This is a genomic window from Marinilabiliales bacterium (assembly GCA_007695015.1).
In the GTDB taxonomy this organism is placed as follows: domain Bacteria; phylum Bacteroidota; class Bacteroidia; order Bacteroidales; family PUMT01; genus PXAP01.
The window spans coordinates 1-17284 of sequence record REEN01000085.1 but is presented as its reverse complement, the minus strand read 5'-3'; the positions used below and the strand labels follow the sequence as shown (position 1 = coordinate 17284).

The 17284-nt window shown below is 50.0% G+C and carries 9 protein-coding genes and 1 pseudogene; 7 read left to right on the top strand and 3 right to left on the bottom strand.

The window, feature by feature from the left end; all coding sequences use genetic code 11:
* The 4 genes and pseudogenes from EA408_11990 (at position 1) to EA408_11975 (ending at position 6663) form a co-directional block, all read left to right on the top strand.
* Positions 1 to 186 (top strand): annotated as a pseudogene (locus EA408_11990) (cytochrome c family protein).
* 173 nt (positions 187 to 359) lie between these two features.
* Complete coding sequence (locus EA408_11985) at positions 360 to 1649, top strand: phosphopyruvate hydratase (GenBank protein TVR69991.1); 1290 nt, start codon at positions 360 to 362, stop codon at positions 1647 to 1649.
* 208 nt (positions 1650 to 1857) lie between these two features.
* Positions 1858 to 3162 carry a citrate (Si)-synthase gene (locus EA408_11980; protein ID TVR69990.1) on the top strand — a complete coding sequence of 435 codons (1305 nt, stop codon included), beginning with the start codon at positions 1858 to 1860 and terminating at the stop codon, positions 3160 to 3162.
* 105 nt (positions 3163 to 3267) lie between these two features.
* Positions 3268 to 6663 carry a hypothetical protein gene (locus tag EA408_11975; GenBank protein ID TVR69989.1) on the top strand — a complete coding sequence of 1132 codons (3396 nt, stop codon included), beginning with the start codon at positions 3268 to 3270 and terminating at the stop codon, positions 6661 to 6663.
* 10 nt (positions 6664 to 6673) lie between these two features.
* Here EA408_11975 and EA408_11970 read toward each other — a convergent pair whose 3' ends face one another.
* On the bottom strand, positions 6674 to 8434 hold the full coding sequence (locus EA408_11970) for a response regulator (protein TVR69988.1): 1761 nt from the start codon (positions 8432 to 8434) through the stop codon (positions 6674 to 6676).
* A gap of 224 nt (positions 8435 to 8658) precedes the next feature.
* Between EA408_11970 and ettA the strand changes: the two genes are divergently transcribed.
* The 3 genes from ettA to EA408_11955 all read left to right on the top strand — a co-directional run bounded on the left by ettA (position 8659) and on the right by EA408_11955 (position 12240).
* Complete coding sequence (gene ettA, locus EA408_11965; GenBank protein ID TVR69987.1) at positions 8659 to 10335, top strand: energy-dependent translational throttle protein EttA; 1677 nt, start codon at positions 8659 to 8661, stop codon at positions 10333 to 10335.
* 61 nt (positions 10336 to 10396) lie between these two features.
* Positions 10397 to 10753 (top strand): DUF4870 domain-containing protein, encoded by a 357-nt coding sequence (locus EA408_11960; protein ID TVR69986.1) that lies wholly within the window; start codon positions 10397 to 10399, stop codon positions 10751 to 10753.
* A gap of 128 nt (positions 10754 to 10881) precedes the next feature.
* Positions 10882 to 12240, top strand: coding sequence for a histidine--tRNA ligase (locus EA408_11955; GenBank protein TVR69985.1), 1359 nt, complete (start codon positions 10882 to 10884; stop codon positions 12238 to 12240).
* A 106-nt stretch (positions 12241 to 12346) separates the two neighbouring features.
* Here the strand turns inward: EA408_11955 and EA408_11950 are convergent, their stop codons facing one another.
* Both EA408_11950 and EA408_11945 read right to left on the bottom strand, forming a co-directional pair.
* Entirely contained in the window at positions 12347 to 13501 is a 1155-nt protein-coding gene (locus tag EA408_11950) for a Na/Pi cotransporter family protein (protein ID TVR69984.1), read from the bottom strand.
* Positions 13502 to 13768: 267 nt separating this feature from the next.
* Positions 13769 to 17284: FtsX-like permease family protein (locus tag EA408_11945; protein ID TVR69983.1), on the bottom strand; the 3516-nt coding region annotated here is incomplete at its 5' end.

Below are 17284 nucleotides of genomic sequence, written 5' to 3'. Positions count from 1 at the left end.
AAAGAGGAGCCTGCAGCAGAAGAGGCGAAAGAAGAGCCTGCAGCAGAGGAGAAGAAAGAGGAGCCTGCAGCAGAAGAGGCGAAAGAAGAGCCTGTAGCAGAGGAGAAGAAAGAGGAGCCTGCAGCAGAAGAGGCGAAAGAAGAGCCTGCAGCAGAGGAGAAGAAAGAGGAGCCTGCAGAAGAGGAGGGAAAAAAGGATGAAAAAACTTCCGATGAGCAGAAAACCTGACAATAATATTTAAGATACCTTAAGAGTGAGAAGGATAAGGATATTAATCCTTGTCCTTTTTTTCTGGCAGGGTAGAGCGAACAACAATATGACCAGTTAAATATTTTTTAAACACCTAAAATTTTAAAGCTATGGGACAAATTGCCCGGATACATGCAAGACAAATTCTTGATTCCCGAGGGAATCCAACTGTCGAAGTTGACGTCATAACCGAAAGCGGATTCTTCGGACGTGCAGCCGTGCCTTCAGGTGCTTCGACCGGGGTTCACGAAGCAGTTGAGCTGCGTGATGGCGACAAATCAAATTATCTTGGTAAAAGCGTTGAAAATGCAGTTAATAACGTCAATACCATTATAAATGATGAATTGACCGGATGGGATGTCCAGGATCAGAACGGGATTGATGAGGCCATGATAAAGCTGGACGGGACAGATAACAAAAGTAAGCTCGGAGCCAATGCAATCCTTGGTGTTTCCCTGGCCGTTGCGCGTGCAGCTGCCGCATCAACCGGACAGGACCTTTTCAGGTACATAGGAGGCGTCAATGCCAATACTCTCCCGGTTCCCATGATGAACATCCTTAACGGAGGATCACATGCCGACAACAAGATTGATATCCAGGAGTTCATGATCATGCCTGTTGGCGCATCTTCTTTCTCAGAAGGCCTGCGCATGGGTGCTGAAGTTTTCCACAACCTTAAAAATGTACTCAAAAAAAGCGGGCATTCTACCAACGTTGGCGATGAGGGTGGTTTTGCCCCAAACCTCGGCTCGAATGAAGAGGCTATCGAGGTGGTTCTTGAAGCTGTAAAGCAGGCAGGATACAAACCTGGCGATGATATTGTTATTGCACTCGACGCAGCGGCATCGGAATTCTATAACAAGGAGAAGAAGGTTTATGAGTTTGAGTCAACCGGACAGACCTTTACCAATCTTCAATTGGTTGATTTCTGGAAAGAGTGGGCTGAGAAATATCCGATAGTATCAATCGAGGATGGGTTTGATGAAGATGACTGGGAAGGCTGGAACGCCCTGTACAAAGCTATAGGTGACAAAGTTCAGCTCGTTGGCGATGATCTTTTCGTAACAAATGTGAAACGGCTTCAGAGGGGTATTGATGAGGGATCAGCCAATTCAATCCTGATAAAGGTAAACCAGATCGGCACTCTTACAGAGACGATAAATGCCGTTCAGCTTGCAACACAGAACCAGATGACATCGGTTATTTCTCACCGTTCAGGTGAAACAGAAGACAATTTTATTGCCGATCTTGCAGTTGCGCTTAATACGGGACAGATCAAAACAGGTTCTGCTTCAAGGTCAGACCGTGTGGCCAAGTACAACCAGCTTCTCAGGATTGAGGAGACCCTTGGCGATCTGGCAAAATACCCCGGCAGGAGCTTCAAATATTTAAATAAATAGCAGACCGGTTTTTCCAGATAAATTGACCGGGGGCCGTAAAGCTCCCGGTTTCTTTATTGCCGTGCATCCACCTGACTGTCACGCATCCGCTCCTTGTTGCACGGGAATATCTGATATTATTCTCCTTGCCTGACTCATTATATTTTGCATAATAGATGATTTTTGTTAGCTTTATGTTTTTATGACATTTATCATATAATTGTATACTATGGATCCAATAAAGAAGAAGTTTGTTGATAAGGCCCTGCCCAGGGTTGCAGAGTTCAGGGAATTACTTAGCGAGCATTCCGGCAAGGTAATTGGCGAGGTCACCATAGGGAGCGTACTTACAGGAATGAAAGGTACAGTGAGCCTGTTGTGTGATACTTCAAAGCTTGATCCCGAGGAAGGTATCCGTTTCAGGGGTTATTCCATACCCGAGTTACGGGAAAAACTTCCCAAAAAGAACCCTGAAGGCGAGCCCCTGCCTGAAGGATTGTTCTACCTTATGTTGCTTGATGAACTGCCGGCAATGGAAGATGTTGATGCCCTCAGCAGCGATTGGGCGTCCCGTGCCGAAGTGCCGGAATACGTGTACAGGATAATTGATTCTTTCCCGGCAGATACCCGTCCGATGGTCCAGTTTTCAGCAGCAATCCTGGCAATGGCCAGGGACTCGAAGTTCATGGCCGCTTACCTTGACGGTCTTGGCAAAAAGGAACACTGGGATACAACCTACGAAGATGTGATGGACCTTATAGCCAGACTTCCCCGGATTGCAGCATATATTTACCGCAGGATGTATCATGATAACAAACAGATTGATCCTGATCCGTCGCTCGACTGGGCAGCAAACCTCGCACATATGATGGGGTTTGATAATTATGAGGTCCACCGCCTGTTGCGCCTCTATATGTTTCTACACGCAGATCATGAGGGAGGAAATGTGTCAGCCCACGCAACCCATCTGGTAGGTTCTGCTTTGAGCAATCCCTATTATGCATATGCAGCAGGCATGACCGGACTTGCAGGTCCGCTGCACGGGTTTGCAAATCAGGAGGTTATCCGGTGGATGTTCAATATGATTGAAGAGATCGGACCCGCCTGTGATGACAAGGATAAGATCAGGAAGTATGTATTGCAGCAGATAGAAGACGGAAAGGTAGTTCCGGGGTACGGACATGCTGTGCTCAGGAAGACGGATCCGAGATTTGCCGCCCAGCTTGAGTTTGGACAGAAATACCTTCCTGATGATCCCTGGCTTATAACAATGACCTGCCTGTATGAGTTGGTTCCGGAGGTATTGGGCGGCATCAGCAAGATCAAGAACCCCTGGCCAAATGTTGATGCCGGTTCAGGTGTACTTCTTATGCATTATGGAATAAAGCAGTTTGATTTTTATACGGTACTGTTCGGCGTATCACGTGCTCTTGGTGTTCTTGCTTCGCTCTGCTGGGACAGGGCATACGGATTGCCAATAGAGAGGCCAACATCGCATCCGCTCGACTGGTTTAAAAAACAGGCAGGAATATAATGATATATATCACCAGCAAACCGGCATTTAAATGCCGGTTTTTTTGTGCTATTTATCACTGATTGTTCTATAAATAGTAAATTAGCGGGATATAACAGAAAAGTCTTGCTGACAGTGAATAATTGCCGGTTTTCCCAACATAACAGAGATGGCTGCCTGCCCGGACCGTTTGCAGGGAAAGTCACCCTGTTCCTGGCAGCAATGATGTTGCTTGTTTTTGTCTTTACCAGTAGTTTTACTACTCCCGGCAGGGATATCAGGATTGTCAGATACAGCCTGGAGGATGGGTTATCCCAGATATCGGTGAGCTCCATAATCCTTGATTCCTACGGGTTCCTCTGGGTTGGGACCCAATACGGACTCAACCAGTTTGATGGTTACGGTTTCAGGACTTTCAAGCATCAGCCGTCTGACAGGAGCTCGTTGTCAAACAGTACCATCAACTCTGTTATTGAAGATGACCGGGGTAATTTATGGGTGGCCACTGATGACGGCCTGAATGTGTTTGACCGGAAAAGTGAAACCTTTACTGTGTACAGGCACGATTCTGGTGACAGGTATTCATTGAATCACAACAGGGTAACAGGACTATTCCGGGACAGCGGTGGTGCAATCTGGATTAAAACTCCACTTGGCCTTGACAGATTTGATCCGGCTTCGGGTGTGTTTGAAAATACAGCGTCTTTTGACCCTTTACCAGGGTGGGCGGAAGAGAACGGGGGCGAACCTATCTATGAGGATTCCAGGGGTCGTTTATGGATCGGATCTCATAACGGGTTGCTGCTATTTGACAGGATTGGCGGGCATTTTCAGGTATTCCGGCATGATAGGGATGATCAGGGATCAATAAGCAGCAATAACGTGCGGGCAGTCTTTGAAACTTCCGGAGGAGATCTGCTTATAGGTACGGACAACGGACTGAATATTTTTCATCCGGGTAAACAGCAATTCGTCAGGTTCTTCCCCGGCAGTTATATACCTGCCGGCAGCGAAATAGATCACATTAACCATATCTATGAAGACATTAATGGTACCGTGTGGACAGGTACCAACGGGGGGCTTTTTTCATTTTCGCCGGTTTCCGGCGAGTTCGGGACTTTTACTTCCGGCCGCGGTGTTACGCCATTTTTGAATGTGGAGGTGACCTCGGTTACTGAGGATAATTCGGGCAATTTGTGGGTGGGCACACTTGGCGGTTTGTTCATGGCAGATGCAAAGAACAAGTTCAGGTCTTACAGTGTCCATGACTATATGCCCGGGGCTGTTCCTGCTGCCAGGATCATCGCATCAATCAGTCTGGCAGGTGATGATGAACTCTGGGTCGGCACCTGGGGTGGAGGGCTCTTCAGGATAAAAAGAACTGCGATCGATGCCGTGCACTACTCTTCTATGTCACCCGCTACCTCAAGAAGGATAAGCAATGATTTCGTTCATGTCATATTCCGGCGCAGTGACGGGAGCTTGATATTGGGAACACGTGACGGACTTGATATATACCTTGGCGAGGACATTGGCTTTGTTCCCTATTGCCCGTCAGACGACCCGGGTGACTGCTCAGTGTTCAAATCCAACCGGGTGTATTCTGTGATGGAGGACTCCCGGCAGGTTATGTGGGTTGCCACCCGGAACGGACTTTATGCTTTTGACAATGGTGAAATGTTTGAATACCTTCATGACCCCGACGATGTAAACTCCATATCATCCAACCAGGTCCACGACATCAAAGAATGCAGCAACGGGTATATATGGCTGGCAACTGCCAGGGGGTTGAACCGGTACGACAGGGAGGCCCGGACCTTTATCAGTTATCTCAAAAACCCTGATATGGGACGGTTCAGTCTGAGCAATAATGAGGTAACTGCAATTCATGAAGATGCCGGTGGTAACCTGTGGATAGGGACTGTTGCGGGACTCAACAGGTTCTTTCCCCGCACCGGATCTTTCATGGTATTTTCTGAACTCGAGGGGCTGCCCGACAATTTGATCTATGCTATTGCCGAAGACGATAACGGCAGGCTCTGGTTGAGCACAAACAACGGAATTGCAAGGTTTGATCCTGATAATTTTGAAGTGATAAGCTTTGACGTGGATGATGGGTTGCAGGATTATGAGTTTAATCTGGGAGCAGTCTATAAAAGTGAGAATGGTGAAATATTTTTTGGCGGGGTATCAGGGTTTAACAGTTTTTATCCTGATTCAATCCTGTACAATGATAATATACCGCCTGTCGCAATTACATCTTTTGAGGTACAGGCGCCAGGATATGAGAGATTTGTTCCGGTAACAGGAACTGAAGAGATCATACTGCAACCTTATGAGAATTCATTCAGTATTGAGTTTGCAGCCCTTGATTTCACCAGGCCCAACAGGAACAGGTACTCATACACACTTGAAGGACTGGAAGATAGCTGGATATACCCGGGTACCAGGAGGGTTGCGGGATTTAACAGGGTGCCCCCCGGTACATACATGTTCAGGGTAAGGGGATCAAATAATGACGGTATATGGAACGAAGAGGGAGCATCGTTCAGGATCGTAGTAGTAACACCCTGGTGGATGTCGGGTTATGCATATGGTTTTTATGGCATTACAGTACTGGGACTTATATACATAATTGTAATGTTCAGCACCATTCAGCTTCGGACGGCCAACCAGGTCCTGAGGGAAAAAGAGCAGGCATCACAGGAGGTGGCACGCCAGAAAGAGGAATTATCGCTAAAGAACCGGAATATTACCGACAGCATAAACTATGCACGCAGAATTCAGATGGCTATGATGCCTAAATCCCGCCAGCTGCAAAGGCATTTTCCCGATTCATTCATCTTTTACAGTCCCAAGGATATTGTCAGCGGTGATTTTTTCTGGGTAAGCAAGAGAAGGGATAAAGTTTTCGTTGCTGTGGTTGATTGCACCGGCCACGGTGTTCCCGGTGCTTTCATGTCAATAATAGGATACGAACTTCTCAGGAACATAATCAATGTCAAAGGTATTGAAAGTCCCGCCGGTATATTGAACGAACTTAATGTCGATTTCTCCAAGATATTTGACTCGGAAGGTGAGAAGGATTATTCATTCCGCGACGGGATGGATATAGGATTCATTGTGATTGACCGCGGCAAATCATTACTTGAGTTTTCCGGGGCTTTCTCGCCCATGTATCTGATAAGGGATATGTCAATAACCGAGGTGAAAGGCAATCGTTTTCCTGTTGGCATTATGGAAGATCTGATCGGAGAAACCTTTACCAACCATACTATTCACCTGGAAAAGGATGATATGATATACCTGTTCTCTGATGGTTATCCGGATCAGTTCGGGGGGGTGGATGGCAAAAAATTCAAGTTCAGGAGGTTCAGGCACCTGCTGCTCAATATACACAAACTTCCCGCCAGTCAGCAACAAGATATGCTGGAGGATAGCATGATCCATTGGATGGGCAGCCAGGAGCAGGTTGATGATATACTGGTTATCGGCATCAGGCCCGGGCTGGACCATGCATAGGCAGTGCCTGTCAGCTTTTGCCCGGAAGGAGGCTTCTTATCTTCTCTACCAGAACCTCTACCTGAAAGGGTTTGCTTATGTAGTCGTCCATGCCCGCAGCCAGGCATTTTTCCCTGTCGCCGTGAAGAGCATTTGCAGTTATGGCAATGATCGGGGTATGGGATTTGGTGGTGGCTTCAATCTCCCGTATCTTCCTTGTTGCAACAAATCCGTCAATAACCGGCATCTGCACATCCATGAGGATAACATCATATTTAGATGTACCAAACTTATCCAGTGCCTCCTTACCGTTGTTTGCAACATCTATATTCTTAATATACTTGTTCAGGCTTAATACTACAATTTTCTGATTAATGGTGTTGTCTTCCACAAGGAGCAGGTTGGCATCCCTGAGTTTTTCCCCGGCTTTCAACGTATCAGCTACCTTCTCTTTGTCAGCCATTACGGCAGCTTTTCCTGAAGGTGCCATTGTTGCCGCTGCCCTGAAAGGGAGGGTAAAGAGAAATACCTGGTTTTTGTCCTTTGTTTGCAGGACATGAAGTTTTCCTCCCAGTTGTATTATTATCTTCCGGGCTATATTCAGATCAAGATTGGTGTTAAAACCACCGTAATTCTGGTCAATAAACCCCGACCCACCACTGGCATATGCTCTTTCCGGCTGAACCAGGTTAATGGGTTTGTCTGTACGCAGTTCAAATCTGATCTCCGTAATGTCGGATATCTGACCATGGATGTCGGCCAGGATATTGATGTTGATTTTCCCCGGTCTCTTGTTCTTCAGAATTGTCTCAATAAGGTTAAGGAACACCTGTTTCAGCCTGACCGGATCTCCCTCCAGTTCCTGGGATTTAAGCTTGTCACCTACCGAAAGGTTAAAATCCACAACTGGTTCCTTCTGGACTGTGAAGAGCCTGACTGAGCTTTCAAGGGTTGAGAGAAGGTTGAAACGGGTCTTTTCTGATCTTTTCTCACTTTCTATATCGACTTCGGTAATCTCTGCAATGTTCTCAATTGTACTGACGAGGTTATTTGCAGATGCAATAATGGTTTCCATCATTTCCCGTTGTTCGGGCGTGAGGTTCACCTTATTCACCATATGGCCTACAAGCATAATATTGCTCAATGGTGTACGGATCTGATGAGAAAGTTTGCTGATAAATGATTCTTTCAGCCTGGTCTCATTCCTGGCTTCAAGAAGTTTCAGTTCCAGGGCCTTGAGATAGCTCATCCTGTAGTGTTCAAATATGATGGCGACAACATACATGGCCGAATAGAGACCGAAAAACCTTATGATGAACATCGCAGGTAAATCAGGCCTGTAAACCATTGTCTCGGGCAGAATGAAGAAAAGGATGATTACAATAAGAAAGGTGAGCGACACTGCAGTTCCATTCCTGATACCCAGGATAATAACTGAAAGGACAGGGAGGGCTGAAAACCAGATGATCACCGAGCTGTCGGTCTGATCTGATGCAAACATTGTAAAAAGCACCAGTATGACCAGGGTCAGGTTAAACTTGGCAGCATTGATATATTTCCCGGTTTTCCTTACATAATGTATGCTTGATAATAACAGGGCTGATGATACAATGGTAGCTGCACCAAAAAAGTATTCACCCCTCAGAAGCGCCATGATGCCGAAGGCGAGAAAAAGGATGAAGCCTGCAAGGCTGAGCAGGTTGATAAATACGACCTTGGTTACGAGACGTTCATCGTATTTTTTCTGCAATCCGGAGCTCAATAATACTGCCAGCCTGTTTAAAATGTTCATTTTCCGCCCTTTTGCCGGCCGTATCAGTTACCTCAGCCAGACCTGTTTTAATATCTCAAATGTAATAAAAAACTGTGACAGTGTATCTTTGTATCGGTCTAAATAATTATTCCCTGGACAACAACATGTCAATGGGTTACAATGACAGGGTTTTCATATCTTTGTGAAAGGTATCCGGTTAAAGAGCATGAACCAGCCAAGTTGTACTTAACATCCAGTAGTTTATGAGTGACGATAAGAAGGTAATATTCTCAATGGTCGGGGTAAGCAAGACCTGGCCGCCCCACAAGAAGGTTTTGAACAACATCTATCTCTCCTTTTTCTATGGGGCGAAGATCGGGATAATCGGCCTCAATGGATCGGGCAAGTCAACCCTGCTTAAAATAATTGCCGGCAGTGAGAAGCCAACAGAGGGTGAAGTGGTGTTTTCACCGGGATACAGGGTGGGCATGCTGGAACAGGAACCGGTGCTTGACCTCTCAAAGACAGTCCGCGAAAATGTGATGGATGGTGTGAGCGGTGTGGCAGGTTTGCTGGCAGAGTATGAAGAACTCAATATGCGGTTTGCAGAGCCTATGGATGATGATCAGATGAACAAGCTGATAGAGCGCCAGGGTGAGCTTACCGAGAAGATCGATAACCTTGGAGGATGGGAGCTTGACAATAAGCTTGAGCGGGCAATGGATGCACTCAGGTGCCCGGATGGTGACAGTCCCGTCACAAACCTCTCAGGCGGAGAAGCCCGCAGGGTGGCTTTATGCAGGCTGTTGCTCGAGGAACCGGAGATACTGCTGCTCGATGAGCCCACCAACCACCTCGATGCCGAGTCCGTCCAGTGGCTTGAGCAGCACCTGAAGCAGTACAATGGTACTGTCATTGCCATTACCCACGACAGGTACTTCCTCGACAATGTTGCGGGCTGGATACTAGAGCTGGACAGGGGTGAGGGCATCCCATGGAAGGGGAACTACTCCTCATGGCTGGAGCAGAAGTCAAAGCGGCTTGCCATGGAGGAGAAATCGGCCAGCAAGAGGCAGAAAACACTTGAGAGGGAGCTGGAGTGGGTACGGATGGCCCCCAAAGCGCGTCAAGCCAAATCAAAAGCGAGGCTGTCGGCATATGACAAACTTTTGAACGAGGATGTCAGGCAGAAGGAGGAACGGCTGGAAATATTCATTCCCAATGGCCCCAGGCTTGGTGATAAGGTGATCGAGGCCAGGAATGTTGCAAAGGCATATGGTGACAAGCTGCTGTTCGAAGAGTTAAGCTTCATGCTGCCGCCTGCCGGGATAGTCGGTGTAATCGGCCCGAATGGAGCAGGAAAGACCACCCTCTTCAGGATGATAACGGGTTCGGAGAAACCTGATAAAGGTGAGTTTGCCATTGGTGATACTGCAAAAGTTGCTTATGTTGACCAGGCTCATGCGGCGATTGATCCGGAAAAGACCGTATTCCAGGTTATTTCGGACAACAGCGAGCTGGTTCAACTGGGAGGACGTTCAATGAATGCCAGGGCATACGTAGCGCGGTTCAATTTTACCGGAGCCGACCAGGAGAAGAAATGCGGGGTGCTATCGGGCGGTGAACGCAACAGGCTGCATTTAGCGCTTACCCTTAAAGAGAATGCCAACGTCCTTCTTCTTGACGAGCCCACCAACGATATAGATGTTAATACCTTAAGGGCGCTCGAAGAGGGTCTTGAAAGCTTCGCCGGTTGCGCGGTCATCATTTCCCACGACCGGTGGTTTCTCGACAGGGTGGCAACCCATATACTGGCATTCGAGGGTGAATCAAGGGTGTACTGGTTTGAGGGAAGCTATTCCGGGTATGAGGAAAACCGGCGTAAAAGGCTGGGAGATGGGGGGCCAAAACGTATACGTTACAGGAAACTGACATCATAATGGGCGATGCCGGAACAGAACCCGGTTTACCATAAAACTTCAATAACTTAAATCAGCTAAAATGGAAAGAATCGACGAACACCCGCAGAATGAAAGGACATGGGCAATGTTCTGTCACCTGAGTGCTTTTGCCGGGTATATCATACCTTTTGGCGGCATTATCGGACCTATTATTACCTGGGCAATGAAAAGGGACCAGTATGAGCTTGTAGATGACCAGGGCAAGGAGGCAATTAATTTCAATATTTCAATTTTTATCTATTACATTATTTCGGCAATACTTATCCTGGCTCTTGTCGGTATACCGTTACTTGTGGCACTCTTCTTTTTCAGGCTTATAATAACCGTGATCGCGGCTGTCAAGGCCAACGAGGGTGTCCGTTTCAGGTATCCGTTATGCATAAGGTTCATCAGTTGATCAGGAGCCCGGCTGTAACTGGAAAATGACAGACACGGGACCCCTGTTGCCAGGTGTCCTTTAGCCAGGCAGGGTCTTTTTTCAATTTATGCTATCTTTGCCGGCTTAGAAATAAATAATTAACACCCATGTCGCAAAAACCTTCGGTGCCAAAGGGAACCCGTGATTTCCTGCCAGATGAGATGGCAGGGAGAAACCATATTTTCGATACCATCAGGAACGTATTTGATCTTTATGGCTATGTGCCAATAGAGACACCGGCCATGGAGAACCTCTCCTCACTGCTTGGCAAATACGGGGAGGAGGGTGACAAACTGCTGTTCAGAATTCTCAATTCAGGCGATTTCATGGGCAAGCTGCCGATGGAGGAGAGAGGCTCAGGCGACAGCGGCCGGCTTGCAAATATGATCTGCGACCGTGGCCTCCGTTACGACCTTACTGTACCCTTTGCCCGGTTCGTGGTACAGCACCGCAATGAACTGACCTTCCCCTTCAAACGGTACCAGATACAACCGGTTTGGCGTGCCGACCGGCCACAGAAAGGCCGTTACCGTGAATTTTTCCAGTGCGATGTTGATGTGATAGGCAGCGATTCCCTGCTGAATGAGGCAGAGCTTGCAAAAATTATCGATGATGTGTTTGTCAGGCTGAACATAAATGTTGTGATAAAGCTGAACAACAGGAAGATACTTGCTGGCATTGCCGGCATGACCGGTCAGGAGGACAAACTGACCGCCATGACCGTTGCAATAGACAAGCTTGATAAGATTGGAATTGACGCGGTATGCAGTGAAATGACGGAAAAAGGTATATCTCCTGAAGCGATAGAAAAACTGAAGCCTGTGATAAGCATGACCGGCAGCAACAGCCGGAAGCTGGAGGAGCTGGCCTCACTTTTTGAGGAGGACGGGCCTGGCCGTGAAGGCACCCGTGAGATGAAGGAGGTGCTTGACATGCTCGCACTGCTTGAAATTAAGAACAGGGTTGAGTTTGATGTGGCCCTGGCGCGGGGACTGAATTACTATACCGGCACCATATTCGAGGTTAAATCGGCCGATGTGGAGATAGGAAGTATCTGCGGCGGAGGCCGTTATGACGACCTTACCGGGGTATTCGGACTTGAAGGGTTGTCGGGTGTCGGCATCTCTTTCGGGGCCGACCGCATTTACGACGTGCTGGTTCAGACCGGAGGTTTCCCGACAGCCGTATCGGCATCAACGCGCCTGATGTTTGTAAATTTCGGTCAGAAAGAGGCCGAAGCCTGCCTTCCGCTCCTGGAGAAGCTCCGCAAATCAGGAATCAGCGCCGAGCTTTATCCCGACAGCGTCAAGCTTAAAAAGCAGATGCAGTATGCCAATAACCGCAATATTCCTTTTGTTGCCCTTATCGGGGAAGAGGAAGCGCTGAAGAAAACTGTTACCGTTAAGAACATGAAGACCGGCAGCCAGGAGACCGTTCCCCGGGATCAGATTGCAAAATACCTGTGAGCCGTCATCAGAGCGTGAGCTTCATGATAGATTAGAAGGTGTTTGAGAAGGCTTATCCGATTCGGGCACGATTTTAAAGGAGGTAATGGAGTCTTAATACCGTGGCTTAAAACAGCCTGAATATTCCCAGTATGGTGAGAGGCCCAAGGAAGAACACCCCGGCGATATATGCCACCACATAAAGTTTGTTGCGTTGTGCCATTTTAGCCAGGTATTCGGCCATACAAACCGGTATGTTGCGAAGGATGGGTATGGAGTATATGAGGCCGATCGCAAACAGGTTGAAAAACAGATGAACCAGGGCTATCTGCAGGGCGAGCACGGCAAGGGGGCCGGTTATGGCCACCGCGGCAAGAAGCGCCGTTATGGTGGTTCCTACATTTCCGCCCAGGGTAAACGGGTACACCTGTTTTAATGAGAACAGTCCGCTACCTGCCATAGGCACTATTAGCGCCGTGGTCGTGGAGGAGGACTGGACAAGGACTGTTATTATACCGCCTGCGCTCATCCCCGAAAGGGGCCCGCGCCCTACAGTACGATGCATTATCTCTTTGGCGCGCCCAACCATTACCTTTTGCAGAACCCTGGCGATGGTTTTTACAACAAAAAGAATCAATACGATACCGATAACTATCAATATGACACCGGACCAGATGCCCGGCAACCATGAGACAGATTTACCCAATGCATCAGATGCCGGGGCAAGCATAGCGCCGACAGGGTTAAAGCTTGCCAGCTGACTTGAAGTACCGGTTATGAACAGGGATGATACTGCAGCCGATGCTTTTTCGAGAGGACTGAACAGCAGCTCTACCGGCAGCAATATAGCAACTGCCAGCAGGTTAAAGCTGTCATGAACTGTCGCGGCCGAGAAGGCCCTCTTAAACTCTTCTCCGTCTCGTATATGGCCCAGGCTGACAATGGTGCTGGTAAGTGATGTGCCAATGTTCGCTCCCATGGCCATGGGGATGGCAATGCTGATAGGCATGCCGCCGGCCACCATTCCGACAATTATTGAGGTTACTGTACTTGAACTCTGGATGAGGGATGTTGCTACAATTCCAATTATAAGTGCGATAAGGGGGTTGGAAGCAAATGTGAAAAGCTGCTCGGCCCTGCCTGCCGATGCAATCTTGAACCCGTCGCCGATTGCACCTACAGCGGTGAGCAGCAGGTAAACCAGGAATGCAACCGAAATCCACTCAATCAATTTGGATTTGGAAGTGCTTTGAACAACAGGGATATAGGGAACTGATGACATCTTCTGTGAAGTATACTTTAGCAACAGTAAATCTAATTCAAAGAGATGCCACCGACCAAACAGGAGGGGTTAATAAATATTTAACAATATGTTACCGGTATGTTAAGCCAATGTTAAGGAGCATAGCGGACTTTAAGTGGTTGCGAACCGGGCCTGCAGTGATGAAGCCGGGAAAATCCCTTTAATTGCGAAGCCTGCCGGTCAGCTGTTGCGGAGTGCCGGATCAGTCATTGCAGGGTGATGGATCAGTCATTGCAGGGTGATGGATCAGTCATTGCGCAGGGCGGCGGTAAGGCTTCTGCCCCTGATCATCAGCAGTGAGGTTGCCACTATCCAGAACACCCCGTGGAGGAATATCGCCGCAATGATCATAGCCAGGAAGGCGTGGTTCATCTGCTGTGTTCCCGGGAGGAGAGAGGGCAGGGCCCCAACCACCGCGGGAGGCACCCCCACAGCCAGTCCCCATCCCAGCAATACCAGGTATTCGCGCAGTATGACCGAGATGATCTGCGATCTTTTATAGCCCAGCGATGCGTAAAGCGCTATTTCAGCCCTTCTTTCGGCAATGCTTCGTGCCATCACCACGGCCAGTCCCGCGACACCCAGCAGCACCCCCAACGCACCCAGCATCATGAAGATGCCGAGGTATGTGTTCTCTACGGAGTTGAATTCATTCAGGCGCTCTGACGCGGTTGTCATTTCCCATCCGTGGTCGCTGAAGATGAAGCCAAGCTCTTCGCGAAGCTCCTCCTCCCTGTCGTGTGCAGCATCGACCAGGAATAAGCTGCTGCCGCTTGTTGACGGGAAGTGCCCCAGGAAGTGCTCCTCTGAAACGATCACATTGCCCTGGAACACCGAGTTAGCCAGTCCCCCGATCAGCAGCAGTCCGATCTCCCTGCCCCGTTCATCGGTATAGAAGAGCGTGTCGCCAACCCTTTTGTTCAGTCCCCATTGTATAACGGCCTGGTCGGCAATGGCCGGGATGACGGAGATTGAGGCGCCGGAGGGTTGCGACGCCTGGCCGGTGGTTACAGATAGCCTGCCTTCTGCCGGACCGTCTCCTCCCGCACCGGTGGTGCCATTGTTGTTGCCAGCGGCCGTCCGGCCACCATTACCCCCGGGCAGTTCTTTACCGAGGCTCTTCCACGGGTTCTCCCTGTCCAGCCACTCCGTTCCGGTTACAAAGCTGAACTTCCCTTCAAGAAGACCGGGATCGACGGCAAGTATGCGGGGATTGGGCACTTCGTTGAGGTTCAGGCAGCTTGCATCGTCGGCATAGCCGGCCATGAACTGTACGAAAGAGACCCCTTCAGGGATGTTAAGATCAAGCCGGGTCTCCCTGGTGTTGAGATTGCGCAGGACGGGCACGGTGGCCTCTGCAACGAACAGGAATCCTCCGGTCCCCCCTTCGGGGTGCATCTCTTCCATGGCGGCATCCTTCCTGAACGAACCGGTGGCTATGATAACGAACATACCGAGAGCGAGCAGGATTATAACCGACAGGCTGCGGGTTTTGTTCCTGGAAAGGTTTTTAATGCTCAGCCGGGTCATGTCAATCCTGGTAAATCCACTCTTTTCAATACGGGTAAGGACCGTCTGTGAAAATAGCAGAAGCGCCACCAGAAACAGGGCCCCGGCAGCAAAAAAGCTAACCGGGTCGGTATAGCTTCCTGAGAGAACCTGCAGGGCCAGAATTGCCAGTCCCCCAACCGCACAAAGCAATGCCGCCGCCGGCACCAGTCCGCCAAAGAATCCATCCGGACCGCCCGTGTAAAGCAGGGACTTTATCCTGTTTATTAATGGAATGCCTATGCGGGAGCTCCCTTTCCCTGAGTTATCGGCAGGCACTCCCTCGCGGGAGCTTCCTTTCCCGGTGGTTCCAGCAGGCACTCCCTCGCGGGAGGTCTCTTCCCCTGAGTTATCGGCAGGTACTCCTTCGCGGGAGCGCCCTTCCTGTCCCGGCCCCTTGAGGATATACCTGTTTATGCCCAGGGTGATCACCAGCAGTGCCAGCGAGAGCGAAATTGCCAGTCCCCATCCCAGCGAAGAGGGCCTGACGACCAGCACCAGCAGCTCGGTACGCACTATATCCTGCCATACGCCCGTGAGTGCGTACCTCACAAGCTCACCATATCCCGCCGCCAGGAGAAGTCCGACAATGCTGCCCGCAAAAGCCACCAGCATCCCTTCGGCCAGGTAGATCTTCCTGATAAGTCCCCGCGAATATCCCAGGGATGAGAAGAGCTTTACCTGCCCGGATCTTTTTTCGAGGTTAAAAAGCATCAGCAGGAAAAAGAGCATTACCCCCGCCAGCATCACAAAAAAGCCGAGTCCCCCGAAAAGCATCCCGAAATCGACCCCGGCAGCGGCGGACTGCAATCCATGCTCCCTGAGCTCATTTACCTGGAATCCAATTTGCAGCGGGTCAACGGCTGATTCAATAGTTTCGCGCACTGCCGCGATATCATCCTCCCCGCCCGGCAGCCACACCGAGGTGAGGTTGCCAAACCTGTTGGTCCACAACCTCTGTCCCTCTTCCAGTGATATATATGCTTTGGGAGTTCCGCGATAATCATCCCAGTAATCCTCGTCAGCATCCCTTATCCGCCCGAGCTCCACCGGTATCCCCGCGTCCCAGTCCCTGCAGCTCCCCGCGTCCGACAACCCGGGCAGAAAGGGCATCAGCACGCTGTCAGCCTTAGCCTCATCCATGCCGATAACTCTTACAACCACCAGGCTCGTCTCCTGTTCGGTCAGTTCGCGCCGCGTACCCGTTTCCCAGTAGCGCATCAGCAGCGTGTCGCCGGCACCCGCGCCAAGGTCAGCTGCCAGCCATTCGTTTATTACCGCCTGACCCGGTTCGAGAGGCCGTCGCCCGGTAGCAGCAACAAATGAGTAGGGTGTGTCATTATCGCCCTTTTCAAGGGAGTTGACAAAATAGGTAAGCACACGGTCGCCGTCAGGGAAAACAGCACCCAGCCTCTCAGAAACATGCTCTTCGATAAACACCCTTTCGGAGCTTATCTCTATCATGCCCTTGTGCTCAACGGCGCGGACCGACAGGTTGCCGTCCTCCAGGCGGAATGAGGCTGCCAGGTGCTCTTCAAGCTCGCCGTCAGCAGCGTCTTGATGAGCCATAAGCAGGATATTGGCCATGCCGTCAAGGCCCATCACGCTGTTCAGCCAGCCGGCATTTACAAAGACATTGAATGGCGCCGTTTGCGAAACACGCAGGTTGAAGCGTCCGTAATCGTCGTCGCCGGCTATGGCAGCCACCATGACCCTGCGGGTAACGGACTGGTCGGCGTCGGATACCAGCGGGGTGTTCATCGGGATCACCCCGGCCCTTTTCATGCGCAGCATGAAGAAATCGCCAACCTCCAGCTCCAGCCGGCCGGCCATGTTTTCGCTAACGATCACCTCACCGGGTCCGGTAGCTCCATAATCAAGTCCGCTTCCCAGCAGGGGGCTGAAATTATCGTCGGCGCCTATTACCTGTACGCGGTTGAGCCGCCGGTTGCCGTCGCCTGATATTGCCATCCCTTCGGCAATAAGGGCCCGCGAAACCCGGAGACCGCTCTCCCCGGCGAACCTGTCGCCCATCTCCATGGTAAAAAGCCTCTCGCCGGCCGTTACCGAGTGGGTTATGCCGCCTAGCCGCATGATGACCGCCCTTTCGAGGGAGCTGCTCAGCGAATCGCCAATAATGAAGGCCCCCGTGATCACGGCCGTCGCCACCGCCAGTCCGGTACCGGCCAGCAGGTTGCCCTTCAGGTAGTGGAA

Bases quoted from the DNA above. Each gene is read 5' to 3' on its own strand.
- EA408_11985 (TVR69991.1), top strand. From the start codon at position 360: ATGGGACAAATTGCCCGGATACATGCAAGACAAATTCTTGATTCCCGA.
- EA408_11980 (TVR69990.1), top strand. From the start codon at position 1,858: ATGGATCCAATAAAGAAGAAGTTTGTTGATAAGGCCCTGCCCAGGGTT.
- EA408_11970 (TVR69988.1), bottom strand. From the start codon at position 8,434: ATGAACATTTTAAACAGGCTGGCAGTATTATTGAGCTCCGGATTGCAG.
- ettA (TVR69987.1), top strand. From the start codon at position 8,659: ATGAGTGACGATAAGAAGGTAATATTCTCAATGGTCGGGGTAAGCAAG.
- EA408_11960 (TVR69986.1), top strand. From the start codon at position 10,397: ATGGAAAGAATCGACGAACACCCGCAGAATGAAAGGACATGGGCAATG.
- EA408_11955 (TVR69985.1), top strand. From the start codon at position 10,882: ATGTCGCAAAAACCTTCGGTGCCAAAGGGAACCCGTGATTTCCTGCCA.
- EA408_11950 (TVR69984.1), bottom strand. From the start codon at position 13,501: ATGTCATCAGTTCCCTATATCCCTGTTGTTCAAAGCACTTCCAAATCC.